26 protein-coding genes, 1 tRNA gene and 1 pseudogene are annotated in these 24,382 nt (G+C 72.2%); 15 read left to right on the top strand and 13 right to left on the bottom strand.

From position 1 onward, the window contains the following. The first annotated feature begins 5 nt into the window (after positions 1–5). Both ACIQCJ_RS01440 and ACIQCJ_RS01435 read left to right on the top strand, forming a co-directional pair. The gene (locus ACIQCJ_RS01440) at positions 6–707 is read left to right on the top strand and encodes a lipopolysaccharide biosynthesis protein (protein WP_402710346.1); all 702 of its coding nucleotides are present in this window, start codon (positions 6–8) and stop codon (positions 705–707) included. A 335-nt stretch (positions 708–1,042) separates the two neighbouring features. Then, positions 1,043–2,140 carry a GNAT family N-acetyltransferase gene (locus ACIQCJ_RS01435; protein WP_402710345.1) on the top strand — a complete coding sequence of 366 codons (1,098 nt, stop codon included), beginning with the start codon at positions 1,043–1,045 and terminating at the stop codon, positions 2,138–2,140. Positions 2,141–2,152: 12 nt separating this feature from the next. Here ACIQCJ_RS01435 and ACIQCJ_RS01430 read toward each other — a convergent pair whose 3' ends face one another. After that, positions 2,153–4,189 (bottom strand): glycosyl hydrolase, encoded by a 2,037-nt coding sequence (locus ACIQCJ_RS01430; protein WP_402710344.1) that lies wholly within the window; start codon positions 4,187–4,189, stop codon positions 2,153–2,155. A gap of 323 nt (positions 4,190–4,512) precedes the next feature. Between ACIQCJ_RS01430 and ACIQCJ_RS01425 the strand changes: the two genes are divergently transcribed. Next, positions 4,513–4,986, top strand: a complete 474-nt coding sequence (locus ACIQCJ_RS01425) for a tyrosinase family oxidase copper chaperone (protein WP_355336508.1) — start codon at positions 4,513–4,515, stop codon at positions 4,984–4,986. 102 nt (positions 4,987–5,088) lie between these two features. Then, positions 5,089–5,958, top strand: coding sequence for a tyrosinase family protein (locus tag ACIQCJ_RS01420; protein ID WP_355336509.1), 870 nt, complete (start codon positions 5,089–5,091; stop codon positions 5,956–5,958). 127 nt (positions 5,959–6,085) lie between these two features. Here the strand turns inward: ACIQCJ_RS01420 and ACIQCJ_RS01415 are convergent, their stop codons facing one another. Beyond that, positions 6,086–6,349, bottom strand: coding sequence for a chaplin (locus tag ACIQCJ_RS01415; protein WP_188284466.1), 264 nt, complete (start codon positions 6,347–6,349; stop codon positions 6,086–6,088). 242 nt (positions 6,350–6,591) lie between these two features. Beyond that, positions 6,592–7,326: a hypothetical protein gene (locus ACIQCJ_RS01410; protein WP_402710343.1), complete on the bottom strand. Its 735-nt coding sequence runs from the start codon at positions 7,324–7,326 to the stop codon at positions 6,592–6,594. Positions 7,327–7,614: 288 nt separating this feature from the next. On the opposite strand from ACIQCJ_RS01410, the gene ACIQCJ_RS01405 reads away from it, so the two are divergent. Further along, complete coding sequence (locus ACIQCJ_RS01405) at positions 7,615–8,118, top strand: DUF5949 family protein (RefSeq protein ID WP_355336511.1); 504 nt, start codon at positions 7,615–7,617, stop codon at positions 8,116–8,118. 124 nt (positions 8,119–8,242) lie between these two features. Here the strand turns inward: ACIQCJ_RS01405 and ACIQCJ_RS01400 are convergent, their stop codons facing one another. Beyond that, positions 8,243–8,515 (bottom strand): hypothetical protein, encoded by a 273-nt coding sequence (locus ACIQCJ_RS01400; protein ID WP_188284469.1) that lies wholly within the window; start codon positions 8,513–8,515, stop codon positions 8,243–8,245. Between the two features lie 254 nt (positions 8,516–8,769). On the opposite strand from ACIQCJ_RS01400, the gene ACIQCJ_RS01395 reads away from it, so the two are divergent. Then, on the top strand, positions 8,770–9,852 hold the full coding sequence (locus tag ACIQCJ_RS01395; RefSeq protein WP_402710342.1) for a hypothetical protein: 1,083 nt from the start codon (positions 8,770–8,772) through the stop codon (positions 9,850–9,852). Here the strand turns inward: ACIQCJ_RS01395 and ACIQCJ_RS01390 are convergent. From ACIQCJ_RS01390 to ACIQCJ_RS01380, 3 genes and pseudogenes are all read right to left on the bottom strand, one after another. Further along, complete coding sequence (locus ACIQCJ_RS01390) at positions 9,840–10,421, bottom strand: hypothetical protein (RefSeq protein WP_391126729.1); 582 nt, start codon at positions 10,419–10,421, stop codon at positions 9,840–9,842. The two genes, ACIQCJ_RS01395 and ACIQCJ_RS01390, sit on opposite strands and share 13 nt — an antisense overlap. Positions 10,422–10,607: 186 nt before the next feature. Further along, positions 10,608–11,000 (bottom strand): annotated as a pseudogene (locus ACIQCJ_RS01385) (DUF1992 domain-containing protein); the annotation flags it as partial. A gap of 48 nt (positions 11,001–11,048) precedes the next feature. Further along, positions 11,049–12,719: a SpoIIE family protein phosphatase gene (locus ACIQCJ_RS01380; RefSeq protein WP_355336514.1), complete on the bottom strand. Its 1,671-nt coding sequence runs from the start codon at positions 12,717–12,719 to the stop codon at positions 11,049–11,051. 223 nt (positions 12,720–12,942) lie between these two features. Here ACIQCJ_RS01380 and ACIQCJ_RS01375 point away from each other — a divergent pair, with 223 nt between their 5' ends. Beyond that, positions 12,943–14,016 (top strand): alpha/beta fold hydrolase, encoded by a 1,074-nt coding sequence (locus ACIQCJ_RS01375; RefSeq protein WP_402710341.1) that lies wholly within the window; start codon positions 12,943–12,945, stop codon positions 14,014–14,016. Between the two features lie 12 nt (positions 14,017–14,028). Here ACIQCJ_RS01375 and ACIQCJ_RS01370 read toward each other — a convergent pair whose 3' ends face one another. The 3 genes from ACIQCJ_RS01370 to ACIQCJ_RS01360 are packed head-to-tail and all read right to left on the bottom strand — an operon-like array spanning position 14,029 to position 15,712. After that, on the bottom strand, positions 14,029–14,463 hold the full coding sequence (locus ACIQCJ_RS01370; RefSeq protein WP_355336516.1) for a DUF5994 family protein: 435 nt from the start codon (positions 14,461–14,463) through the stop codon (positions 14,029–14,031). After that, complete coding sequence (locus tag ACIQCJ_RS01365; RefSeq protein ID WP_402710340.1) at positions 14,460–15,137, bottom strand: hypothetical protein; 678 nt, start codon at positions 15,135–15,137, stop codon at positions 14,460–14,462. Before ACIQCJ_RS01365 ends, ACIQCJ_RS01370 begins: the two co-directional genes overlap by 4 nt. Continuing rightward, complete coding sequence (locus ACIQCJ_RS01360) at positions 15,137–15,712, bottom strand: DUF5994 family protein (RefSeq protein ID WP_355336518.1); 576 nt, start codon at positions 15,710–15,712, stop codon at positions 15,137–15,139. Before ACIQCJ_RS01360 ends, ACIQCJ_RS01365 begins: the two co-directional genes overlap by 1 nt. 216 nt (positions 15,713–15,928) lie before the next feature. On the opposite strand from ACIQCJ_RS01360, the gene ACIQCJ_RS01355 reads away from it, so the two are divergent. Then, complete coding sequence (locus ACIQCJ_RS01355) at positions 15,929–16,450, top strand: GNAT family N-acetyltransferase (RefSeq protein WP_355336519.1); 522 nt, start codon at positions 15,929–15,931, stop codon at positions 16,448–16,450. Between the two features lie 30 nt (positions 16,451–16,480). Here ACIQCJ_RS01355 and ACIQCJ_RS01350 read toward each other — a convergent pair whose 3' ends face one another. Further along, a complete protein-coding gene (locus ACIQCJ_RS01350; RefSeq protein WP_402710838.1) occupies positions 16,481–18,028 on the bottom strand; it encodes a helicase HerA-like domain-containing protein in 1,548 nt (515 codons plus the stop codon). 298 nt (positions 18,029–18,326) lie between these two features. Here ACIQCJ_RS01350 and ACIQCJ_RS01345 point away from each other — a divergent pair, with 298 nt between their 5' ends. Continuing rightward, complete coding sequence (locus tag ACIQCJ_RS01345; RefSeq protein WP_188284476.1) at positions 18,327–18,623, top strand: type II toxin-antitoxin system VapB family antitoxin; 297 nt, start codon at positions 18,327–18,329, stop codon at positions 18,621–18,623. 21 nt (positions 18,624–18,644) lie between these two features. Further along, complete coding sequence (locus ACIQCJ_RS01340; protein WP_391042312.1) at positions 18,645–19,364, top strand: LytR C-terminal domain-containing protein; 720 nt, start codon at positions 18,645–18,647, stop codon at positions 19,362–19,364. 112 nt (positions 19,365–19,476) lie between these two features. On the opposite strand, the gene upp is transcribed toward ACIQCJ_RS01340, so the two are convergent. Next, a complete protein-coding gene (gene upp, locus ACIQCJ_RS01335; protein ID WP_355336522.1) occupies positions 19,477–20,112 on the bottom strand; it encodes a uracil phosphoribosyltransferase in 636 nt (211 codons plus the stop codon). A gap of 214 nt (positions 20,113–20,326) precedes the next feature. Here upp and ACIQCJ_RS01330 point away from each other — a divergent pair, with 214 nt between their 5' ends. The 5 genes from ACIQCJ_RS01330 to ACIQCJ_RS01310 all read left to right on the top strand — a co-directional run bounded on the left by ACIQCJ_RS01330 (position 20,327) and on the right by ACIQCJ_RS01310 (position 22,790). Beyond that, positions 20,327–20,623: a hypothetical protein gene (locus ACIQCJ_RS01330; protein WP_402710837.1), complete on the top strand. Its 297-nt coding sequence runs from the start codon at positions 20,327–20,329 to the stop codon at positions 20,621–20,623. A 271-nt stretch (positions 20,624–20,894) separates the two neighbouring features. After that, entirely contained in the window at positions 20,895–21,434 is a 540-nt protein-coding gene (locus ACIQCJ_RS01325; RefSeq protein WP_355336524.1) for a hypothetical protein, read from the top strand. 32 nt (positions 21,435–21,466) lie between these two features. Further along, positions 21,467–21,901, top strand: a complete 435-nt coding sequence (locus tag ACIQCJ_RS01320) for a nucleoside deaminase (protein ID WP_355336525.1) — start codon at positions 21,467–21,469, stop codon at positions 21,899–21,901. Between the two features lie 31 nt (positions 21,902–21,932). Then, a tRNA-Ser gene (locus ACIQCJ_RS01315) sits at positions 21,933–22,022 on the top strand. Between the two features lie 606 nt (positions 22,023–22,628). After that, the gene (locus ACIQCJ_RS01310; protein ID WP_401305263.1) at positions 22,629–22,790 is read left to right on the top strand and encodes a hypothetical protein; all 162 of its coding nucleotides are present in this window, start codon (positions 22,629–22,631) and stop codon (positions 22,788–22,790) included. A gap of 873 nt (positions 22,791–23,663) precedes the next feature. Here the strand turns inward: ACIQCJ_RS01310 and ACIQCJ_RS01305 are convergent. Continuing rightward, the gene (locus ACIQCJ_RS01305) at positions 23,664–24,269 is read right to left on the bottom strand and encodes a Uma2 family endonuclease (RefSeq protein ID WP_355336526.1); all 606 of its coding nucleotides are present in this window, start codon (positions 24,267–24,269) and stop codon (positions 23,664–23,666) included. Positions 24,270–24,382: the final 113 nt, after the last annotated feature.

Here is a 24,382-nt window from a genome sequence, read left to right as displayed (position 1 = left end):
CGCTCATGCAGGACACCACAGTGCAGGAGAAGGCCGCGATCCGCGACGAGGGCCGCGCCCCCGCGGGCGGGCAGGGGCGCGGGCGCCGCGCTTCGTGGCGGACGCCGCCGCGCTGGCTGCCGCTGCCCCTGTGCCTGGGCATCGGCCTCGCGGGCGGCCTCGGGTACGGCCTGACGGCGGCCCCGCAGTACGCCGCCACCAGCTACGTCATCGTGGTGCCGCAGCACGGCGACGCGACGACCACCACCGGTTTCGCGCAGGCGTACGGGCGGGTCGTCACCGGTTCCGCGGTGCTCGCGGGGGCGCAGGCCGCGTCCGGGATGGCGGTGGACGACCTCAAGGGCAGCGTGCAGGCCGCGACCTCGCCCGACGCGCCGATGATCTCGATCACGGGGACGGCCCGGCGCGGGGCGACCGCCGCGAAGGTCGCCAACGCCGTGGCCGATTCGCTGGCCGCGACCGGCAACCGCAACGCCGGCAGCACCGGCGTCCGCCTGCTGGTCTTCTCCCCCGCCACCGCCCCGACCTCTCCCTCCTCGCCCTCCACCGCCCTGTCCGCGGCGGTCGGCGCGAGCGCGGGCGGCCTGCTCGGCGCCCTCTTCCTCCTGGTCCGCCCCCGCTCCCGCCGCGAGCCCGCCTACGGCGCCTCCCTCCCGGCCCCCACCCCGGGCCACGCCCCGACAGCGATCCCCAGGGAATCCGTATGACCACCCCCGCCGCCCACCCCCGGCCCACGCCCGAGACCCCCCCGAAGACCCCGCCCACCTCCGGGCCTGCGACGACCCCGATGGCTGCGCCCGCGCCAGCGCAGGCACCGCAAGCGACCACCGGCAGCACGGGCGGCAACGCGGCCGGACGCGTATCCGAGCCACGCACTGCCCCCGGCGCCGACATCGGCGCACCGGACGGGCGCGAGACCCCGCCCGCGTCGGCGCGGGCACGGCGGGCAGTCGCCGATCGCGCGGACCGGGGCGGGGCTCCGGACGGGGACGGGGGCGGGCTCAGGGTGGAGGTGTGCCGGGACGGCGAGGCGTTCGGGGGGATGGCCGCGCAGTGGGGGCGGTTGTACGGGCGGTGCGGGGCGGCGACGCCGTTCCAGAGTCACGCGTGGCTGTATTCGTGGTGGCTGTCGTACGGCAGGCGCGGGCGGCTGCGGGTCGTGGTGGTGCGGCGGGGCGAGGAGCTGGTCGCGGCGGCGCCGTTGATGGTGACGTACCGGCCGGTGCCGGTGCTGGTGGCGCTCGGCGGGGCGATCACGGACTACGCGGACGTGCTGGTGGACGACGCGGATCCGGCGTACGCGGCGGCGTTGACCGGGGCGCTGCGGCGGTTGGCGCGGACGGCGGTGATCGACCTGCGCGAGGTACGGCCGGGCGCGGCGGCCGAGCGGGTGTACGGCGCGTGGCGCGGCCCGCGCAAGGACCTGGAGGACTCGGTCTGCCTGGAGCTGCCTGGCCTGCCGATGGACGGCCTGATCGCGAGGGTCGGCAGTTCGCGCGGCCAGCGCATCCGCTCGCAGTTGCGCAAGCTGGACGCGGCGGGCGTCGAGGAACGCGCGGTGCCCGCGCACGAGGTGGCGCCCGCCGTCGAGACGATGCTGCGGCTGCACCTGCTCCAGTGGCAGGGCCGAGGGGTCACCCCCGAGCACGTACGCCCGCGCTTCGCCGAGCACCTGACCCGCGCCGCGCGGCTGATGGTGGCGAACGGTGACGCGGCGGTCACCGAGTTCAGCCTCGGCGGCGAGGTGGTGGCCGCGAATCTCACCGTGCTCTGCCCGAGCCTGGCGGGCGGTTACCTCTACGGCGCCCACCCGGACCTGCGCACCACCAAGGTCGACGTCACGACGCTGCTGATGCGGCACGGCGTCCGGCAGACCCAGGACGGCGGCCGGGCCGCCCTCAGCCTGCTGCGCGGCGCGGAGCCGCACAAATTCCACTGGCGCCCCGACCACCTCGCCAACCGCCGCCTGCTGCTGACCACCCGCCCGCTGGCCGTCGTCCTCCACAGCCGCGTCGCCCTGGCCGCCGCCCGCACGCGCCTGGCCGCGACCGCCAAGCGCCGCCTGCCGGTGCTGCGCGCCTGGCGGGCCGGGCTGAACGACCGGCTCGCCAGGCGCGGCGGCAAGGCTCAGGGCGCGTAAGCCGCCCTGCGGCTACCCGGCCGGCGGCGTCGGGCTCGTCGCGGGCGCGGCCTCCTGCACCGACTCCGGCTTCACGGCGGACGTGGCCGTCGGCGGCAACGTGGGTGTCGGTGTCGTCGGCACGGCCGGAGTCGGCGCCTCAGGCGTCGGCGACTCGGACGTCGGCGCGGTCGGCGTCGGCGAACCAGGCGTCGGCGAACCGAGTGTCGACGCGCTCGGCGTCGGCGTCGCCGTCTGCTCCCCCGGCGCCTTCGGTTGCAGCTTGATGCAGACCTGACCGCTGGCGTACTGCTTCTGCATCTCCTCGCTGAGCTGGAGCGGCAGGCACGCCTCCACCACGGGCGGCAGCGGCGAGGGCCCGGCCTGCGGCACCGGCGTCGGGCCCGGTGTGACGGCCGGAAGCGGAGTCGGTACGGCCACGGGTGTGAGCGCCGGGGTCGGTGTCACGGGCGGCAGCACGCTGGGCGTCGGGCTCGCGCTCGGGCTGACCGCCGGGCTCGGCGACAGGTCAGGGGACGGCGACACCGAGGGCGTCGTCGGCGCGGTCGGAGTCGGGCTCGGCGACAGCGACGGCTCCGGGGTGAGCGTGCCGCTCGGCGTCGGCGTCACCGTGGGCGTGTCCGTAGGCGTCGGGGTCTCGGTCGGCGTCGCGGACGGGCTGACCGAGAGGGTCGGCGTATCCGTGGGCGTGCCCGAAGGCGTATCCGTGGGCGTCGGCGTCACCGTAGGCGTATCCGTGGGCGTCGGCGTGACGGTCGGCGTGACGGTCGGCGTGTCCGTGGGAGTCGGAGTGCCGGTCGGCGTCGGGGTCTCCGTAGGCGTCGGAGTCTCCGAAGGCGTGGGCGTATCCGTAGGCGTCGGCGTCTCTGAAGGAGCAGGCGCCGGCTTCAGGTCGAACAGCGCGTTGCGATACACCTTCGAGGACTTCGGGTTCTCCGTGCACTGCCACACGCCGTGCGGGCAGTAGTCGGTGATGGTCTGGTACACCGGCTGGTGGTCGTTGATCCACTGGAGCATCTGCCGCATGTAGTCGGGGTTGTCGCCGTTCCTGAACAGGCCCCACTCCGGGTACGAGATCTCCTTGCCGTGCAGGTCGGCGAAGTCGACCTGCGCCTGGAGCCCGTACGCCTCGTTGACCTGGTCGTAGAAGGTCTCGCCGGGCGGCTGGTCGTAGGAGTCCATGCCGACGATGTCGACGGTCGCGTCACCGGGGTAGCACTCGGTCCAGCCGATGGCGTCCTGGCCGCGGTTGGGCGTGAAGTCGAAGCGGAAGCGCTGGCCGGGGACGGCGCGCATGGCCTTGACGATCCGGTTCCAGTACGTCTTCCAGCCGGACGGGTCGGGCCCGCAGCGGTGGGTGTACGTGGTGCCGTTCATCTCCCAGCCGAGGACGATCACGGTGTCGGGCACGCCGAGGTCGACCAGCCGGTGGGCGAGCCGGGTGAAGTGGCCGTCGAAGTCGCCGCGCGCGCCCTCCTGGATCAGTTCGCGTACGTCGCGGTCGGGGACGCGGTCCTCGTTGTGCTCCTGCATCGGCACGTTGAGGACGAAGAGCCGGTCGGGCTTCGCGCGTTTCCAGGCGGCCCACGGCTGGAGCAGCCCGCCGCTGCCCTCGATGCCGGACCAGTCGTCACCGGGCAGATACGTATGGCCGACCGTCGCCTCCGTACCGCCGAGCCAGGATTCCAGGGCGCCGATCCGTGCTACGCCCTCGGCGCCGGAGTCGGTGAAGGCGCCCATGGGGGCGTACGAGGCGCGCGGCGGGGGCGTGGGCGTGGACCCGGAAGCACCGGCGGGACCGTTCGAGCCGTCAGGGCCGTCAGGGCCCTCAGGGCCGTTCGATCCGCTGGCGCCGCTCGACCCGTTGACGCCGTCCGGGCCGCCCGGTCCCGTGGCGCCCTCCGCGCCGACGGCACCGGCGAGCGCGGTGACCAGGCGGCGGCCCGCGCCCGGCGGGTCACCCGCGATGCCGGACAGTCCTGACACGATCAAGGCGGCCGACACGAACCCGACGCCCGCACCCGTCAGCCACTGGCGTCGGTTGGCCATGGTCACTCCTCGTTCGCTGTCCGCTGTGCGTGGTGCGTCGTGCGGTGACCGCCGTGCGACCGCACGGAAATCGGACTCCTAACGATCAGTCATAACGTATGAGTAATAAGCGCGCCCCCTGACGTAGACCAAAAGCGGTTCCCACGACAGTTCCTACCCGGCCTCAAACAACCTGGCGGTCCGTCAATACCGGCACCGGGCCGATCGCGATATCACTCGGGCGGATGAAATTCCTTGCATCGCCCACCGATTATCCGGGTGACTCACCCCTACGGCGGCATGATGAGCCGCGGAAACGGCCGGAGGAGAGGAGTGTGTCGGACATGAGCGAAGCCATCGAGAACGGCAGCGGAAAACACTCACGACCCCGGGTGGCGACGCGACGGCGGTTGATCAGGCGCGGCATCACGACCGTGGCCGCCGTATCGGGGACCACCGCGGCGCTGCGTCCGATGCTGGCCGCGAGGCAGTCGGACACCGCGGTCGCCGAGCCCGCCGCCGGGTACGACAGCGCCGCCGCCGGGTACGAGCCCGCTCCCGTGCCGGGCGCGGGGGCCGCCCTCTTCGACGAGGTCTACCGCGGACGCCGCATCCAGGGGTTCAGCTCCGCGCGGGACAGCGGCGTCGACATCCGGATCGACGGGCGCCCGCTGCACGTGATGCGGCGCGTGGACGGCAGCTTCATCAGCATGGCCAACCACTACCAGCCCTTCCCCACCGCCCTCGGCACGGCCCGCGGCGCGGTCGACGTGCTCGGCCGCGCCCAGCTGTCCACGACCGCGGAGCACCACCACTGAGCGCCGTCCACGGGCGCCCGCACTGAGCGCCACCACTGAGCGCGGCACCACGCGCCACCACTGACGGCTGAGCGCCGTACGACCGCCGAGGGGTCAGTTCCTGTGTACACGCGAATGAATCAGCGGCATCTGACCAGCAGCCAACGCTCCCGGTTCGTCGAGGCCGTGCTGGAGCTCAAGCGCGTGGGCGGCTACGACAAGTACGTCATCACGCACGGCAAGTACTTCGCCGCCGACGGCGAGAGCGGGCTGCGGGTCGCCCACATGGCGCCGACCTTCTTCCCCTGGCACCGCCGGTTCCTGCTCCAGTTCGAGGCCGATCTCCAGATGTTCGACCCGGGCGTCACCATCCCGTACTGGGACTGGACGTACGACAACGCGCAGAGCTCTTCTCTGTGGGGCCCGGACTTCATGGGCGGCAACGGCCGCGACAGCGACGGCCAGGTGATGACGGGCCCGTTCGCGTACCAGACCGGCGACTGGCCGATCAATTACGGGGTCACGCAGGAGAAGTACCTGACCCGCAACATGGGGCGGCCCGACCGGCCGATCGTGCTGCCGACGAAGGCGGAGCTGGACAACGCGCTCGCGATGCCGGTCTACGACGTCGCGCCGTGGAACTCCGCCCCGTCCACCAAGGGCTTCAGGAACAAGATCGAGGGCTGGACGGTCAGCGACACCAAGGGCGGCTACCTGCACAACCGGGTCCACCAGTGGGTCGGCGGCCACATGATCGGCGGCACCTCGCCGAACGACCCGGTGTTCTGGATGCACCACGCCTTCCTCGACCTGGTGTGGATCCGCTGGCAGCGGCTGCACCCGAAGTCGGCGTACCTGCCGTCCATGCCGCTGTCGGCCAAGGACCCCGAGCACGGCCGCGTGATCAGCAGCAACGAGCTGATGCCGCCGTGGAACGAGAAGCCGTCGGACTACTTCGACCACCGCTCGTTCTACCGCTACGAGGAGAGCTGACGCGCTCGCGCCGCGGGTGACGGGCCGCGGGTGACAGGCGGAGGGAAACGCGCCGAGGGTGACGCGCCGAGGGAAAAGAAAACGGCCTCCCGCACACAAGGTGACGGGAGGCCGCGGTGGCGCGGAATTACCACTCGCCGCCGTCGTGCCCGGAGACGTTGGCGCACTGGTTGCCGAACGCCGGGTTCAGCAGGCCGATGACGTCGACGGTGTTACCGCAGACGTTGACCGGGACGTGCACGGGCACCTGGATGAGGTTGCCGGACAGCACACCCGGCGAACCGACAGCGGCACCCTGCGCGCCGGAGTCGGCAACAGCCATACCGGCGCCGGCGGCCAGAACGGCACCCGCCGCGGCGGTGACGGCCGCCGCCTTTGCGATACGCGACATCAAGATCTCCCTGAGACGAAACCCAACCGCAAATACCTGCGGCGTTGACGCTGTGCGCAACGGGGGGAGATCACGAATAGTCACGCATGTTGGGCTGAATCGGTGACGGCGTATCAAAATAGGCCGAAGGGGTGAGCGCTGTTCGCGCTCACCCCTTCGGGTGTCACATCCGGCCGGAGCACGGCTCGTGGCGCCGCTCGGGAACCCTGTGAACCACGGCTCCGGCTACGCCCGGCGCTCGGTCAGAGCGGCAGGCCGGGGGCCGAAGGGAGGCCGCCGGGCAGCGACGGGAGGGCGGGCAGACCGGGCAGGTTCGGCGCCGGCAGGCCACCGCCGAGGACGGTGGCGACGACGACGTTGACCAGGCCGGTGACGACGGCCGTGGCGGCGGTCAGCAGCCCCGCCGGGTCACCGGCCGTGGACGCCTTGACCAGGTTGTCGACGGCCGTCTGGAGCGCGGTGAGGGCGTCGGCCTTCAGGTCCCGCGTGGCGGACGGCTTGGCCGACGGCTGCGTGGCGACCTTGCCCGAGGGGCTGCCGAGGCTCGGCACCGCGGGGGCGGCGGGAGCGGCGGGAAGAGCCGGGGCGGCAGGAGCCGCGGGAGCCGCCGGGGCAGCGGGAGCCGCAGGGGCGGCGGGAGCGGCGGGGGCGGCCGGCGCGGCGGCCTTCGCCGCGTCGATCGCCGACTTGGCCCCGGCGGCGTCGGCGGTGATGGTCTCGGGCTTGACGGTGCCGGGCTTGGCGAGCACGTCCTGGACCAGTTTCGTGACCGGGGTGAGCACGCCTGCCACGTCTCCCAGTGACTTGGCCTGCGCGAGCAGCGCGGTCGCGTCCGGCGCGGCCGGTGCCGTCACGGTGCCCGCGGGCTTGGTGTCTGCGGGAGTGGCGGCAGCGGCGGTCGTCGTGAGCGCGCCGCCGGCGATGGTGGCGACGAGCGCGGAGGCGACGACCACGCCGGTGATCCGGTGGGTACGCATGGAAAACAGTTCCCTTCGGTGGTGAACAGCTACGCCACCACCGTGAAAAGCAGACGGTATTACCGCAACTGCTGAGAATGGCCGCCGCCCACGAGGGTGGCGGCGCGAACTGTGTGAACTGCGGATTTCCTGTTTTCAACCGCTGCCGATCCACATCACCCTGATGGGCCGTTAGGGTGCGTACGCGCGGCCGACTTCTCCCCTAACGGAGGAATCCGGGAGCCTCGGGTCGCCCGCGGAGGTGATATCCGCCCCGGCCGGGCTCTCCCGGCGGTTAGGGTCCGGCGCATGAGCCAGACCAATACCGCCCTGAATTCCGCCCTCCAGCGCCGACTCGGCACCCTCGTGGTGATTCCGTGGGCCGGTGAACACCATGAGGACGGCCGCGACATGCCGTTCCTGATGGCCTATTCGCTCGGTGACGGGCCGGACGGCCCGGAGTCGGGGCAGGAGGCGGCGCTGGCCGTCGCGGAGGAGGTCGGGCTGCCGGTCGGCGGCGCGATCCTCGACGTCAAGCAGGCGCCGAACGTCCCGGTGAAGGTGCTGGTCGAGGGCGGCAAGGCCGTGCTGACGATGCCGTACCTGCACGCCGCGTGCCCGGTGCCCGAGCAGTGGGTGGCCGCGGCGCAGGACCGGGGCGCGGTGTACTTCATCCTCGCCACCCGCCCGTGGCCCGAGGCCAAGCCGGGCACCCCGGTGACCGAGGAGACCCTCCAGGGCTTCGCCGGGGACACCGACGTCCTGGGCACCGCCGCGCACTGCCTGGTGCCGGTGGGCACCCTCAAGGGTTAGAGCCCGAAACCCGCGCGCAGGGGCGCCCCGCCGGACCGGAGAAGTCCCGCGGGGCGCCCCTGCGTGTGGTGGGTCTGTGCCTACGCGCCCGCACGCGTCCCGTGCGTACGGCGTCCGGCTCGGGTCAGTGGACCAGGTCGTTGGCGGCGGTGACCGCGTCGGTGCCCGCCTGGGCGACGTTCTTCACGTCCTGGACCTTCTGGTCGACCTTGTAGTCGCCGAGCACGCTGGCGGTGGCGCCCTTGGCCTGCTCGCCCGCGGCGCTCGCGGTGATCGCGGTGCTGCTCAGGGTGGAGCCCAGGTCGGCGGACTGCTCGGCGGCCATGGCGGCGGGGGCGCCCGCCGCGATCAGGAAGGAACCGGCGGCGGCAGTGGTGAGGATTCGGCTTACGTTCATGATCGATACAACGCGCGAACCGCCCGCAGGGCACGCGGACCGTACCGGTCCTGGTCGGCGCGGGACCGCGGGCCCTCCCGCCGCGCGCGCCCCCGCTGTTGCACTGGCGTGACAACGGCAGCACAGGAGACGGACGTTGCGGGAGCACTCTTTGTGTCACCGGCACGAGCAGCCGGAGCCGGCCGGAACAGCGGGACACCGCCGCGAGCGGCCGGAGAACGCCGCACCGCATCCGTTCCTGGGGGGAACCCGATATGTCCGTTCGTGCCCGTGGCCGTCGCAGCACCGCCGCCGCCATCGCGCTCACCGCCGGGATCACGGCGGGTGCCGCCCTGCTCCTGTCGGCCTGCGGCCCCGCGGACGGCACCGCCTCCGACCCGGCGCCCTCGGCGACGAGCGGCGCGAGCGGTCAGCCCACCCCCAGCGGGAAGGGCGGCAGCGGCGGCAGCGGGGGGAACGCGGGGGACGACGGCGCCAACGGCTCGGGGGCCAGCCCGGTGGGCAGCAGCACCAAGCTCAACGGCACCGCGCACTCCGGTCTGACCATCAGCGACGGCACCCGCTACGTCGTCATGAACGGCACCCGGGTGGACTTCGGCACCGAGGTCCGCGACCTGGCCTGGTCGCCGAACGGCGCGAAGGCCGCCTTCATCGACGGCGACGGCGACCTCGCGGTCAGCGACCCCGACGGCAGCGGACGCGTGATCGTCGCCAGGAACCCGGGCGACCAGAACTGGTCGCACCCGACCTGGCAGGTGCGCGCGAAGGACCCGCAGAACGGCCTTCCCGCCCTCGACAACATCCTCTTCGCCGGCCGCCGGGGCGGCACCGCCCGGCTGTACGGCGTCCCGGCCACCGCGCACGGCGGCACGCCCAAGGTGCTGAGCCTGAACCACGAGTCGGACGAGAACGTGAAGCCGCTGCCCCAGACCGGCAACGTATGGCCCAGCTCGGCGGGGAAGTACGGCACCGCCGTCTACGCCAACACCGGCGACGGCAACGTCTACATCCGCGACGACTACCTGCGGCAGCAGGGCTACGCGCTCACCCCGGGGTCCGAGCCCGCCATCGGGCCGACCGAGGACGACGGCATCGTCTTCGTCCGGTCCGTCGGGGGCCACGACCACCTGTTCCTGGAGACGCCCCACGACGGCGCGCCCGTGTACAAGGACCTGACCCCGCGGGCGACCACCGACTACACCGAGCCCGCCTTCGAGCCGAACGGCAGGACGGTCGTGGCCCGTACGCCCAACGGCATCGTGCGGCTGCCCGTGGACGGCTCGCAGGCGCCGGTCAAGGTCTCCGACTACGTCGGGCTCCCGGCCTACCGCGCCTGAGCCAACTCGGCCCGCAGCGCGTCCAGATGGGCGTCGGCGGTGTCGTGCGGCAGGAATTCCACCACGTCGACGAAGCGGAACAGCACCTGTGACGAGGTGACCGCGAACTCGTAGTCGGCGAAACCGACGACGGCGCCCAGCGTGCCGCGCACCGCGCCCCGGACGACATGAGCGGTCATGTCGTCCGGGTTCCGCGCGTCCAGGCCGCGCCGCGCGTTGGGCCGCGCCAGGTACGGGCAGACCATCGAGGCGTAGAGCATGCAGGCGCGGTGGCCGGGCCCTTCGAGGGTCGGCGCGAGATTGCGGTACGGGCGCCCGGCCGCCAGCGCCTCGCCGATCGCGGCGCTCTCGGAACCGCCCACCACCCGCCACACCGGGCCGCGCGGCATCAGCGTGTCGCACACCGAACACAGCCGCTGCCGGGCGCAGTTGGCGCTGCGGTCGTAGTCGGTCAGCGCGAACTGCGGCTGGTCGTCCTGCCACGGGGTGATCGCGGGCACCGGGTAGCCGCGCGGGTCGCGGGGCCTGACCTCGACGGTCGGCGGCATCGGCACGGAGTCAAAGCGCACGGCCCATCCTTATCAGGCGGAACGGTCCCTGCGGAACAGCCGTCCGAACCCCGTCCGCCGCCCGCCCCTGCCGGAATCGGTATCGGTATCGGTATCGGTATCGGTATCGCTTTCGGCGGCCGTACCCGTATCCGTACCCGTACCCGTATCCGTATCCGCGCTGTCGTCCGTGCCCGTACCGACGGCCCGCGCCGCGTGCCAGTCCGCCACGACCTTCTCGACGTCGAACAGGCCGAGGTTGAGGGGCGGTCCCTCCGGGGGACGGCGCAGGGCCTCGCGGATGCGGTCGTTGATCTTGGTGAGGATCTGCCGCACCTGCCGCTCGGAGCGCGCCCGCGCTATCGCGGCCGTCGCGTCCTCCGCCGCCTTGCGCAGCACGAGCGTCGGCGGCAGCGCGGACAGGCCCTCGCGGTGCATCTTGCCCTTGATCCACCACAAGTCGTCGTACGGGGTGTCCAGCGAGGCCAACGGCTTTCCCGCGCCCGGCAGTTCGGCGAAGTCGCCGCGCTGCTCCGCCTCGCGGATCTGCTTGTCCACCCACGTCTCGAAGGAGACACCGGCGGGTTTGCGGTCGGTCATACCTCGCTCCTCACGTGGGCGCACGCAGCGGGTGGCGTACGTACCAGGTTACGGCCGCGCCCGCGCGGCCAGCAGGGCGACGTCGTCCTCGGCGGCGGAGGGCGCCAGGCGGTGCACGATCCGGGCCAGGAGCGCGTCCAGCGGTTCACCGTCGGGCGGGAGGACGAGCGAGGCCAGCCGGGCGAGCGAGGCGTCGATGTCCTCGGTACGGCGTTCCACCAGCCCGTCGGTGTAGAGCAGCAGCGTCTCCCCCGCGCGCCACGGCACGTACACCGTCTCGTACGTGCCCCGCAGGTCCGCGCCGAGCGGCGGTCCCGGCGGTACGGCGAGCAGCCGGACACGGCCGTCGGGGGTGACGACGGCGGGCGGGAGGTGGCCCGCGCTGGCGAAGAAGCAGCCGCCGCGCGCCGGGTCGGCGAGGCCCAGCAGGCAGGTGCCCGGCCGCTGGGCGCCCGCGGCGGCCAGCAGCGCGTCCATCCGGCGCAGGACGCGGTCCGGCGCGTCGCCCTCGCCCGCGACCACGCGCAGCATCGAGCGGTAGTGGCTCATCTCGACGGCCGCCTCGACGCCGTGCCCCATCACGTCGCCCATGGCCAGCAGCGTCACGCCGCCGGGCAGCGCCAGGGTGTCGAACCAGTCGCCGCCGACCAGGTCCGTGGCGCCCGCCGGGAGATAGCGGGTGGCCACCTCGACCCCGGGGTGCGGGGCGCCGGGCGTGGCCAGCAGGGCGCGCTGCAACTCCACCGCGATGCCGTGCTCGCGGGTGTAGCGGCGGGCGTTGTCGAGGCTGATCGCGGCCCGGTCGGCCAGCGCGCGGGCGATGGCGGTGTCCTCGTCGTCGAAGCCGGGCGAGGTCCCGGCCCTGATCAGCGTGACCGTGCCGATCCGGTCGCCGCGGGCGCTCAGCGGCACGACCAGCACGGAGTGGATGCCCGCGGCGCGGTAGGCGGCGACCCGCTCGGCGTTCGGCGCGGAGTGGGCGATCTCCTCGTCGCGCGGCAGATTCTGCACCACGGGACGCCCGGTCTCCAGGCAGGTCGGGATCGCCGAGCCGCGCTGGTAGACCACGTACTCCCCCGGCGTCCCGAAGATCCGCACCCGCTCGCGCAGCGCGGGCCGCGCGGCCATCGCGGCCCTGCGCAGCCGCAGCGCGCCGTCCGGCGGGGGGCGGCGGCGGGCGCGCGGGCCGCTGTCCAGCACCTCGACGGTGGCGGTGTCCGCGATCACCTCGACCAGCAGGTCGGCCAGTTCCTGGCAGGTCGGGTCCATCTCCAGCGTGGAGCCGATCCGGACGGCCGCCGCGTCGAGCAGCAGCAGCCGCTCCTTGGCCCGTTCCAGCTCGCGCTGCGCCTCGTGGTCCTCGCTGACCTCGATGATCACCGCGCCGATCCCGCCCACCCCGCCGTCCCGGCCCTGGAGCCGGTGGTACGTGCACTGCCAGTAGCGCGTGGTGTGCGGCGAATCGGCCCGGGTCTGGCCGCTGGAGAGCAGCTCGCGCGGTGTGCCGTCGGCGAGCACCATCCGCAGGACGCCCTCGCCCACGTCCACGCCCGGCACCGTCTCGGCGATGGTCCTGCCGATGTGCGCGGCCGCTTCGACGCCGTTCATCCGGGCGAGCGCCGGATTGACGTACCGGTAGCGCAGGTCGGGGCCGAGTACGGCGACACCCGCCGCCGTCCCCTCCAGCAGCGCGCGCCACAGCGACTCATCCGCGTTCACCTGTTCCACAGTGCACGCAGGGTCGCGGAGCCGCGAATCGGGACGGCGGAGGGGCCGCGCGGCGGCCGGTCCTACGGGGTCCGGGGGTCCGGGGATTCGGGGGGCGGAGAGGCTCGGCGGGGTCGGGGGCGCGGGGCGCGGGCTGATATAACAGCGCTGTTAGATCAGCCGCCCGGCGCTTCGACGGTTGAGGCGTCGCGCCCGTCGAGAGGAACGGACCGCCATGACCGAGGCGCAGCGGAGCCACCCGCCGATCGAGCCGTACGACCGGGGCATGCTCGATGTCGGCGACGGGAACCTCGTGTACTGGGAGACCTGCGGCAACCCCGAGGGCAAGCCGGCGCTCGTCGTGCACGGCGGCCCCGGCTCGGGGTGCAGGCCGTCGCACCGGCAGGACTTCGACCCGGAGCGGTACCGGGCGGTGCTGTTCGACCAGCGCGGCTGCGGGCGCAGTACGCCGCACGCGAGCGACCCGGCGACCGACCTCACCCACAACACCACCGACCACCTGATCGCCGACATGGAACGCCTGCGCGTCCACCTCGGCATCGACCGCTGGCTGCTGACGGGCGGCTCCTGGGGCTCGACGCTGATCCTGGCGTACGCGCAGCGGCATCCCGAACGGGTCTCGGAGATCGTCATCAACGGCGTCACGACCACCCGCAGGGCGGAGATCGACTGGCTCTACCGGGGCGTCGGCCGCTTCTTCCCCGAACAGTGGGCGGCCTTCCGCGCGGCGGCCGGTCCGGCGTCCGACGGCACGGGGTCACGTACGGCGCCCGGCACGGCATCCGGCACGGGGTCACGTACGGCGCCCGGCTCAGCGACCGGCATGGCGTCCGATACGGCGGGCGGCATCGCGGGCGGGCTCGTCGCCGCGTACGCGCGCCTCACCGAGGACCCCGATCCGGCCGTACGGGCCAGGGCCACCGCCGACTGGTGCGCGTGGGAGGACGCGGTGCTCTCCCTCGAACCCAGCGGCTCCGCCCGCCCGTACAGCGACCGCCCCTCCGCCGCCCGGCTCGCCATGGTCCGGATCTGCGCCCGCTACTTCTCGCACGGCGCCTGGCTCGAAGAGGGCGCCCTCCTGCGCGACGCGCCCCTGCTGCGGGGCATCCCCGCCACCCTGCTCCACGGCCGCCTCGACCTCAGCTCGCCGCTCGACACCGCCTGGCACCTCGCCGCCGCCTGGCCGCAGGCCACCCTCACCGTCGTGGACGACGCGGGCCACAAGGGCAGCGCCACGATGTCCCGCCATGTACGGGACGCGCTGGACGGGTACGCGCGAGCGGTGTAGGACCGGGCCCGGTCAGCCGCGTACGGGGACCGTCGAGGTGGTGAGGAGCTGACGGGCCTGGCGCTCCGGGGTCTCGGGCGGGACGACGAGCAGGTCGCAGCGGCCGACGCCCCGGCAGAGCAGGCACACCGAGTCGCGGTGGCCGGTGGTGGTGGAGCGGTGGATACGGAGGGTGTGACCGCCGAGCAGCAGGGCGGAGGGCCCGTCGAGCCAGTTCGCCGCGTCGAGGGTGATGTCGGTGATCCGGCCCCAGCGGCCGTTCAACGCGGCGAGCAGCGGCGGCAGTTCCTTGGTCACGTCACGGGTCCGCGGCCACCAGGCGCCGTCGATCCGTACGGGGCTGCCGCCCGGGTGGATCAGGGACAGCCGGGCGGGCGGCCCGTCCCAGACCGGCAGGGCGCAGGCGGGCAGCGGCGGCGGTGTCTCGGTCGCGGTGGTGATCGTCATGGTGTCGGCCTGTCTCCGGACGGTTCGTCCGGGGTGGTGGGTGGTGCCAAGCGCGTGTTCGGGGCGGGCCGCGGCGGGCGGGGCGGCGACGGCGGACGTACGGGCGGCGGTACGTCGGCGGCGGCGGTCCCCTCGGTGGCGTCCGTGCCTCGGCTGACGTCCGGGTCCTGGGCGGCGTCCGCGTCCTGGGCGGCGTCCGGGTTCTGGGCGGCCTCGGTGACGCCGGTCACGCCGGTGACCTCGGCCGTCCCGGTGCCGTCCCGTACGCGCTCCTCGCCGCCGACCAGGCGGAGCTGGAAGGGGCCCGCGTCGGGGAAGTGGACGGTGTCCACGGTCAGCCGCAGCCGGGTGCCGCCGTCCTCGTCCACCACCGGGCGGCCGGGGGGCGGCTGCTCGGTCGCGGCGAAGCGGAAGCGCAGCACCTGCGCGATCCTGCGGGCCGCCTCCGGGGTCGCGGCCACGATGCTGACCTCGGCGAAGCCGGGCGCGGGCAGCGCCCGCTCCGCGCCGCCGGAGCCGGAGCCGGTGGCCGCCGCCGCGTCCCGCCCCGCGTCGTCGCGCCCGGCCCCGGTACGGCCCCGCGGCGGCCCGGCCGTACCCGCCATGCGTGGATCGGCCCCCGTCCCCGCACCGGCCGCGCGCGGCTCGCCCGACTCGTTCTCGCGCGGGGGCATCAGGCCGCCCGCTCCGGCCGGGCCAGCCCCGCGGGACCGCCCTCGGCCTCCCAGGCGGCGTCCGCGCCGCGGTCGGGGTCGGCCTGGGCCATCAGTTCGCTCGCGGTACGGACATTGGCCGGGTCCGCCGCCGCGGCCATCAGCCGGGCCGCCGTCGCCGCCGGGGTCTGCGGCGGGACGATCAGCAGATCCCAGCGGCCCGTACGGTACGAGAGCACCAGCAGCTTGTGCGGGTCCTGCTCCTCGACGAACCAGCCGACATGCACCACGTGCCCGGCGACCGGCACCTTCTTCGGCACGGTCGGCCAGTACAGGGGGTTGACGGTGACCCGGGTGATCCGTCCCCACAGCAGGTCCAACGCGCCGACCAGGGACGGCAGTTCGAGGGAGAGGTCACGGGACTTGGGCCACCAGGCGCCGTCCAGCGGCCCCGGTCCGTGACCCAGCTCGGCCGAACCGATCCGCAGGGCGCTGACGCCGGGCGACAGCGAGAGCCGCGGCGCGGGGGGCGCGGGAGGGGGCCGCGGGACCGTACGGACCGCCGAGGGGTGTGCGGAATCCTGAGAGGAGAGCATGGAACAAATCCGTCCACGGGCCCGCTGGAACGGGTCCGGCACCGTCGCTCACCGCGAACGACGCCGACTTGAGTGCCGGTGTACGGAATGCCCTCGGTCCGTTCACCCTACTCCGTCCGGGGTGTCTGGGACGATGATGGAAGGTCACCGTTCCGGACCGCCGGGACACGGGGCCGATGGGGGAGGGAACACGTGGCCGAGGTCTTCACGCGCCGCATGTCCAGATGGCAGGCGGAGCAGCAGCGCGAGGCCGTCGCGGATGTCTACGTCGAGGCGTACCGAGGTGTGCCGGGCCAGGAATTCCACGACCGGGAGGATTTCCTGGGGCGCTTCGCCGAGGCCACGCAGCGGCCCGGCTTCGACATGATCGTGGCCAGCGAGCGGCGGCTGACCGGGGTCGCGTACGGCTACGTCCTCGACCGCGCCGACGGCTGGTGGCGGGACTTCACGGTCGCGGGCACCGACGGCGCGGGGCCCGACGGCACGGACATCGAGGAGCTCACCGCCTCGGGACAGGTCTTCGCGCTCGCCGAGCTGATGGTCGTGCCCGCCTACCGCAGGCAGGGCATCGCGACCGGTCTGCTCGACCAGCTCCTGCTGCGCAGCGACGCGGCCCTCGTCACCGTCCTCACCGCGCCCGACGCCGACGCCGTCCACGCCCTGCGCGCCTGGGAGTGGACCTACCTCGGCGACACCCACGGCCCCCGCCAGGCATGGAGCCGCCCGCTGCGCCCGTGAGCGTCGCCGCCGCCATGTCCCCTGGCGTCGCTACCGCTTGCGGACGCCGAACAGCGAGCGGCTGATCTCGCGGCCGAGCTGCGTACCCATGGAGCGGGCGAGGGACTTGAACGCGCCGCTGTGGACGACCTGTTCGACGATTCCGGCGTCGGCGGCGGCGCCCTTGGCGGAGGAACGGCCGCTCTCCGGCGCGGTCTTGGGCGCGCTCTCGGCGGCTTCGGCCCGCGCGGCGGAAGCCGCTTCGGCGGCGGCCAGCTTCTCGTAGGCGGACTCGCGGTCGACCGCCTCGGCGTACCGCCCGTACAGCGGCGAGGACTTGACGGCGGAGTCGAGCACGGCCGCGTCCACGGGACCCATCAGCGACTCGGGGGCGCGCAGCCGGGTGGCGGCCACCGGCGTCGGCGCGCCGTTCTCGCTGAGGACGGTGACGACGGCCTCGCCGGTGCCGAGCGAGGTGAGCAACTCGCCGAGGTCGTAAGCGGAGTTGGGGAAGGTGGAGACGGTGGCGCGCAGCGCCTTGGCGTCGTCGGGCGTGAAGGCGCGCAGGGCGTGCTGGACGCGGTTGCCGAGCTGGGCGAGCACGTCGCCGGGGACGTCCTTGGGCGTCTGCGTGACGAAGAAGACGCCGACGCCCTTGGAGCGGATCAGCCGTACGGTCTGGGTGATCGCGTCGAGGAACGCCTTCGAGGCGCCGTTGAAGAGCAGGTGCGCCTCGTCGAAGAAGAAGACCAGTTTCGGCCGGTCGAGGTCGCCGACCTCGGGCAGGTCCTGGAAGAGGTCGGCGAGCAGCCACATCAGGAAGGTCGAGAAGAGCTGCGGCTTGTCCTGCACGGCGGGCAGCTCCAGCACGGAGACCAGCCCGCGCCCGTCGGACGCCGTACGCAGCAGCTCGCTCGTGTCGAATTCCGGCTCGCCGAAGAACGCGGCGGCGCCCTGCGCCTCGAAGGCCGTCAGGGTCCGCATCAGCACCCCGGCCGTCGCCGACGAGATCCCGCCGATCTCCTTCAGCTCCGGCTTGCCCGCGTCGGAGGTCAGGAAGGCGATGACCGCCCGCAGGTCCTTGAGGTCGTACAGCTCGAGGCCCTTGGTGTCGGCGTAGTGGAAGATCAGGCCGAGCGACTGCTCCTGCGTGGTGTTCAGGCCGAGCACCTTGGACATCAGGACGGGGCCGAAGGCGGTGACGGTCGCCCGTACCGGGATGCCGGGGCCGAGGCCGCCCAGCGCGTAGAACTCGGCCGGGAAGCCGGTGGCCGTCCAGTTCTGGCCGACTTCCGCCGCCCGCCGCTGGACCTTCTCACCCGGTTGGCCCGGCGCCGACACGCCGGAGATGTCGCCTTTCACGTCCGCGAGGAAGACCGGGACGCCCTGCGCGGACAGCTGTTCCGCGATGAGCTGGAGCGTCTTGGTCTTGCCGGTGCCGGTGGCGCCCGCCACCAGGCCGTGCCGGTTGAGCATGCCGAGCGGGATGCGGACCGGCGCGTCGGGGTGGCACTCGCCCTCCCAGAGCAGCGCGCCGAGGTCCAGCGCGGGGCCGGTGAAGGCGTAGCCGCGGGCGATGTCGGCGGCGGGGGACGGCAGTGTCGGCCCGGACGGCGCCGCTGATGGCCCGGACGGTGGGGGAGTCGTCCCGGACGGTGGGGCTGTCGGCCCGGACGGTGCGGGAGTCGACCCGGACGGCGCGGGAGTCGGCCCGGACGGTGCGGGAGTCGACCCCGGTGTCACGGCCGCCTCACCCGTGACGGCCTCACCGGCGGAACTATTCGGCTGGGGATCGGTCATCACATGCTCCCGATTCATACGACGATGAGGCTTTTGCCACCATCGCACCCCGGCAGCGGTGCTGCGCCCGGACAAGCCGGGCCGGTAGGCTTTCCGTGTGATCTTCAAGCGCATCGGAAACGGGCGGCCGTACCCGGACCACGGCCGGGTGAGTACGCGCGAGTGGGCCGACGTCGCCCCACGTCCCGTGCGGCTGGACCAGTTGGTGACCACCAAGGGACAGCTCGACCTGGAGACACTTCTCGCCGAGGATTCCACCTTTTACGGCGACCTCTTCGCCCATGTCGTGAAATGGCGGGGCGACCTCTATCTCGAGGACGGACTCCACCGGGCGGTACGCGCCGCGCTCCAGCAGCGCCAGGTGCTCCACGCCCGGGTCCTGGAGATGGACTGACAATCCGCTTACGCTGCGCTCATGAGCATGCTGACCCCCTCCGGTATGGGCGGGAAGTACCGGGTCACCGGCAAGCAGTACCCGAGGATGCGCCGCCCGCGCCGCCGCGGCCGTGTCGTCACCGCCGTGCTCGCCTCGGTCGTCGTGCTCGGCCTCTTCGGTTACGGGGCGCTGCAACTCGTCCATGTCTTCCGCGGGGACGACAACGGCGACACGAAGGCGAACGCGGCACCGCAGAACCGCCCCTGCGTCACCGTGGCCCCCACCGCCCCCACGGGTAAACCGGCCCCGCTGCCGCAGCCCGCGGGCGTCACGCTGAACGTCTTCAACGCCACCGCCAAGGGCGGTCTGGCCAAGACCACGGCCGACGAGCTGGCCAAGCGCGGCTTCAAGGTCAACAAATTCGGCAACGCGCCCGACCCGTACGACAAGAAGGTCGGCGAGTCCGCGCTGATCGTCGCCGGGCCCGCGGGCGAGGCGGCGGCCCGCACGGCGGGCACCCAGGTGGCGGGCTCGACCGTGAAGATCGACCCCAAGCGGACCGACAAGACCGTCGATGTGATGATCGGCACGGCCTTCACGGCGCTTTCCGGTCCGACCGACGTGGCGAAGGCCCGGATCGTGGCGGCGAACCCGCCGCCGCCGAAGCCGGTGTGCGTGACGCCGAGCCCGAGCGCGTCGGGGGGCGCCCCCGGCAAGACGGGGGCCACGACGAAGGCGGGCGCGCCGGCGAAGCACTGAGCCGCCGTGGCGGGCGCCGCCGTGGCGGGTGGCTTGGCGCGGGTGGCGCTTGTCCGGACCGTTCAGCCCTTCCGGGGCGTCCGCGACACGCCGGGTCGGGCCGGGCCGATTGTCAGCTCACCGTGCCGTACATCCGGTCGCCCGCGTCGCCGAGGCCGGGCACGATGTAGCCGCGCTCGTTCAGCCGCTCGTCGACCGCGGCCGTGACCACGGTGACCGGCTTGCCCGCCAGGGCGCGCTCCATCGACTCGACGCCCTCGGGCGCGGCCAGCAGGCACAGCGCGGTGACGTCGTCGGCGCCGCGGTCGATCAGCAGGTCGATCGCCGCCACCAGGGTGCCGCCGGTCGCCAGCATCGGGTCGACCACGTAGACCTGCCGTCCCGACAGGTCCTCCGGCATGCGGGTGGCGTACGTCGCCGCCTCCAGCGTCTCCTCGTCGCGGACCATGCCGAGGAAGCCGACCTCGGCGGTGGGCAGCAGCCGCACCATGCCGTCGAGCATGCCGAGCCCGGCGCGCAGGATCGGCACCACGAGGGGGCGCGGGTAGGAGAGCCTGACCCCGGTGGTCGGGCCGACCGGGGTGCGGATGTCGACCTGCTCGGTCCGCACGTCGCGGGTGGCCTCGTAGGCGAGCAGGGTGACCAGCTCGTCGGCGAGCCGCCGGAACGTCGGCGAGTCGGTGCGCTCGTCGCGCAGGGTGGTGAGCTTGTGCGCGACCAGCGGGTGGTCGACAACATGGAGACGCATGAATATGACTGTATCCGCCGGGTGGGGGGCGCGTCGCCAGTGCGATGAGCAGCCCGGCTCCGCGCACCTTCTGCGCCTGGCGTGGGGTAAACGGCGCGAACGAGGGAAACTGGCCAGATACGCCCGGTGTGCCTTCCGGGTGAAGCGAGCCCCAGGGATGGTGCCCGAGATGCCGGAGCCCGACCGAGCAGCCGAGCGAGCAACCGACCGAGCCATCGACCGTGACGCGGATCGCACCGACCGCACTCCGGATCGCGCCTCCGACGGCGCCCCCGCCGACGCTGCGGACCGATCTGAGGACCGATCCGCGGACCGTACTGCTGACCGATCCGCGGACCGGTCCCCCGGCCGTTCCCCCGCCCGCGACACGGACATCGAGCGGCGCCGCAAGCGCGCGCTGTTCCTGCGGGAGCTGAACGAGGCAAAGGAGCTGCGCGAGCGGGTCCAGCCGCGACGCGCCCGGGTCGCCCGGCTCCGTCAGCAAATGCGGATGCGCACCTTCCGTTGGTGACCGCGCCGCGCGGGTGACCGGGTACGGATCACGTATACGCCGCGTACGCGCCGCGTACACAGCGTGACGGATCAGTACCGTACGGGTGACCGTTCCGGGCCCCCGATGGCCGGACTTTCCAGAGAAGTGACGAAGACCTGGCACGTCGCGGTGCAGAAGACCCTTCGCAACGCCCCGGTTTCTGCCACGATGCCGAGTGGGTGGGGCCAACGGAAGTCGAAAGCGGCCCCCATCCGGTCCGGACGGCCTGAGACCCTGTGGGAGAGTCACGGTGTACTTCGCCGCACTGCTCGCGCGCACCGAGGACGGTTGGCAAGCGAGCGAACCCGATCTCGACGATGTGGAAACCCTCGCCGATCTGAGCGATCTGGCCCGCGCGGCCGGCGACGAGGAGGAAACGGTTCTGGTCTTCATCGAACAGGAGGACGCCTGGTTCGGCGTCATCCGTGTGGACGGTGAAGAGGATCCCAGGATCTATGTGTCCGACGCGGCTGCCGCCGCCCGCAGTTCGTACGGGGAGATCCTGCTCACCGACGAAGTGCTGGGCCGCGACCCCGAGGACCTGGACGAACTCGTGGACCTCGACGGCACCGAGGACGGCGAGGACGACGAGACCGAGGACGCCGTGGCGGGCCCCTCGGAAGACCATGTGCCGACCGGTCCGCTCGGCGAAACCGACATCCTCACGGATCTCGGCATGAGCACCAGGGAACTGCTGGCGCTCAGCGGTGACGGCGCGCTGACCGGTGAGGCGCTTGGCGAGATCGCCGACGCGCTGGGGTGCGGGGACGTGCTGGAGGCGGTCCGCTGACAGACCCTCTGAAGGACCCCTGGGTCGCCGCGATGCGGCTGGCCCTGGAAGAGGCGGCACAGGCCCCGCTCACCGGTGACGTACCGGTGGGCGCGGTCGTGCTGGCCCCCGACGGCACGGTGCTGTCCCGTGCCCGCAACGAGCGCGAGGCCACCGGCGATCCGACCGCCCACGCCGAGGTCCTCGCCATCCGCCGCGCCGCCGCCTCCGTCGGCGGCTGGCGCCTGACCGGCTGCACCCTCGCGGTCACCCTCGAACCGTGCACCATGTGCGCGGGCGCGATCGTCCTCTCCCGGCTCGACCGCGTCGTCTACGGCGCCGCCGACGACAAGGCGGGCGCCGCCGGTTCCCTCTGGGACGTGGTCCGCGACCGCCGCCTCAACCACCGCCCCGAAGTCATCCCCGACGTCCTCCCCACCCCCTCCGCCGCCCTCCTCACCCGCTTCTTCCGTACAACCGATTTCTGACCACCCCCCCGCGTGGGCTAGGATCTCTCTCGGTAGCGTGTCCGAGCGGCCTAAGGAGCACGCCTCGAAAGCGTGTGAGGGGGCAACTCCTCCGTGGGTTCAAATCCCACCGCTACCGCCACGAGCAACACGTGGCTGAGGGCAACATGGAACTTCCATGTTGCCCTCAGCCACGTCCGCCTCAGTTCCCACCCAACTTGACTTGCACAAGCGCCCCAACGATCGGCGGCCATGACGTGCGAGCGCCTTGTGTGTTGATGTCCGGCAAGACTGCCCCTGGCAGGCACAGACCTGCGCCATCAGGTGACAGAGAGGCCGTCGCGTCCTTTGGCGAAGCAGCGACTATCTCAAGGCATGTGGGCGGACTGTCCCACGCCATACCGAGATGTCCCGTCGCAGTCACGTTGGGTTCAGCCCGATGCGATGTTCATCACTCTGCGCGAAGCATTGGCACAGGGTGCCGTAACGGAACCTGTGGTCCCATCAGGCACTTTGCAGGCCAAAGGGCTTAGGGTGGTCTACACCTCAACTGCCCTTTGCACTCAGTGGCGTTGTAGCAGCCGACATGTCGACTGAGAGACCGCGAAGTTACGCGGGAGTTCGCGTCGGAGCCGAGTAACATCTTGCTACTGCTCGTCCTCTGAGCTGGACCGCGACCAGGTGAACGTGACCCCCGGGGGCCCACGATCCCGTGCAGCCCTTTGCGCAGAGGAAAGGCAGGACCCCTATGCCCGATCAGGGTGAGGGTGGCAAGAACCGTAAGAAGTGGCAGGCATGGACCCGACTCAGGGCCCGCACTGCCGTCGGCATCGTCGTGACAGTCGCCGCGGTTGTTACCGCAGCTGCGGACGTCACGCACGCGATCGAGGTGATCAGCCGGCACCTGTGACGACGTGACCCTTACCGGGGTCACCCGGCAAGGGTCACGTCTTGCGACTGGAGCGCTTCGCCGTGCGGCCGACCAAGCATGCAGCGGCGGGGCGCTCCTTCTTTGTGCAGTTTTCCCGACAGCAACGCAAATCACCGCATGTGACCTGCGTCACGCAAAATATGCGCCTCTCTCATACTGCCTTGCCGGAGACCTGGTCCGCCACGAACACGCGACGAACCGGCTCTAGGGAAAAGCCGCACAAAGTGCAATCAGTGCAGGCCACAGAGGGTAACTGTGACGCAAATCACAGTCGGTTAGGCGCCTTGAACACCAGAAATTCACCCATTGAGGAATACCTCGAACGGTTGATCTCGGTTGGCACCGCCCCGTCCCATGGCCAACGCCTCTACATAATGCCACCGCAATGCATGTGCATCTAGGCCTGATCGAATGCTGATACCGCGCGCGACCAGGCATGCCAGTCATGATCATCGCGCTTGATTATGCCACACAGGGCTCTTGGCATATGCCAAATGACAACGAAAGCCCTCTACCTGCACCGGAGCCATGCGTCTATACCAGGGCCCTCTGACAGACGACAGGCAAGCCTCCAAAACGGAGTAGCCCAGATCACACCCGTCCAGGGGTGCTTGCAGCGCCAACAGCAGCTCTTCGAGCGAGAAATGCCGTACCCCGCGTCCTGCCAGCATGCCGAAAGTGTGCCAGGGCCGTGTCATCGCACGATGTGAGCACCCGAGGCCGAGAGGCGTGCGCTTCACAGGTTGTGTCGGGCCAGGTCGTGCGGAACGTTCTGAACTACGACGCCACGTGCGGTGTTGTCAGCGCTTTGGCGACGGGGAGGGCCGTTCGCCGGGGAACCCTTCGTGGCCGTTACTCGTCGTCGTAGCGCTTGAAGTCGCTGGTGTCGATGGTCCAGGGGCCGAAGGGGACCTGGTCGCCGAAGACGTAGGGGAGCACGGTGGAGTAGTGCGGGCCGCTGGAGCCGGGGGCGGGGTCGGCGTAGGTGAAGACGAGACCCTTGCGAGGGTCGATGAGCAGGTAGAGCGGGATGCCCATCGCGGGGTAGTCGGCGGCCTTCTCGACGTAGTCGTTGTCCGGGTTGGACTCGGAGACCACCTCGACCACCGCGAGCAGGTCAGCGGGGTCGACTGTCGGTTTCGGCTCTTCCAGGATGTCGAGCGGGAGGACGACGGCGTCCGGTCGGCGCATCCGCCCCACCGCCGGGTGCTCCACTTCGGCACCTGACTGGGCGACGATGTCACGGTCCGGATGCGTGGCCGGGAGCTGAGCGTTCAGCTGGCGGACGACGCGGGTGGCGATGGCCTCGTGGCGGTTGACCGGGCTCATCATCACGACGACCCCGGCAGCTCCGATCTCGATCGCCCAAGCCCCTTGCAAGCGGTCCGCCAGCGGCCAGAGCTCCTCCGCGATCTTCCGCATACGTGCGTAGACCTGCGGGTCCGCTGCTTCGGTCACGACTCCTCCGTACGGTGGGTTCAACCGGCACCCGAGCCAGTGAAGCGCCTGCAACCGACTGACGCGGTTGCTCCTGCGAGTCTGCATGCCACCGCGGCCATCGCCAAGGCGGA

The organism is Streptomyces sp. NPDC093221, assembly GCF_044753885.1.
Taxonomy (GTDB): Bacteria; Actinomycetota; Actinomycetes; order Streptomycetales; family Streptomycetaceae; genus Actinacidiphila.
The sequence above is the reverse complement of the archived record's forward strand: the minus strand, read 5'-3'. Positions and strand labels throughout refer to the sequence as shown.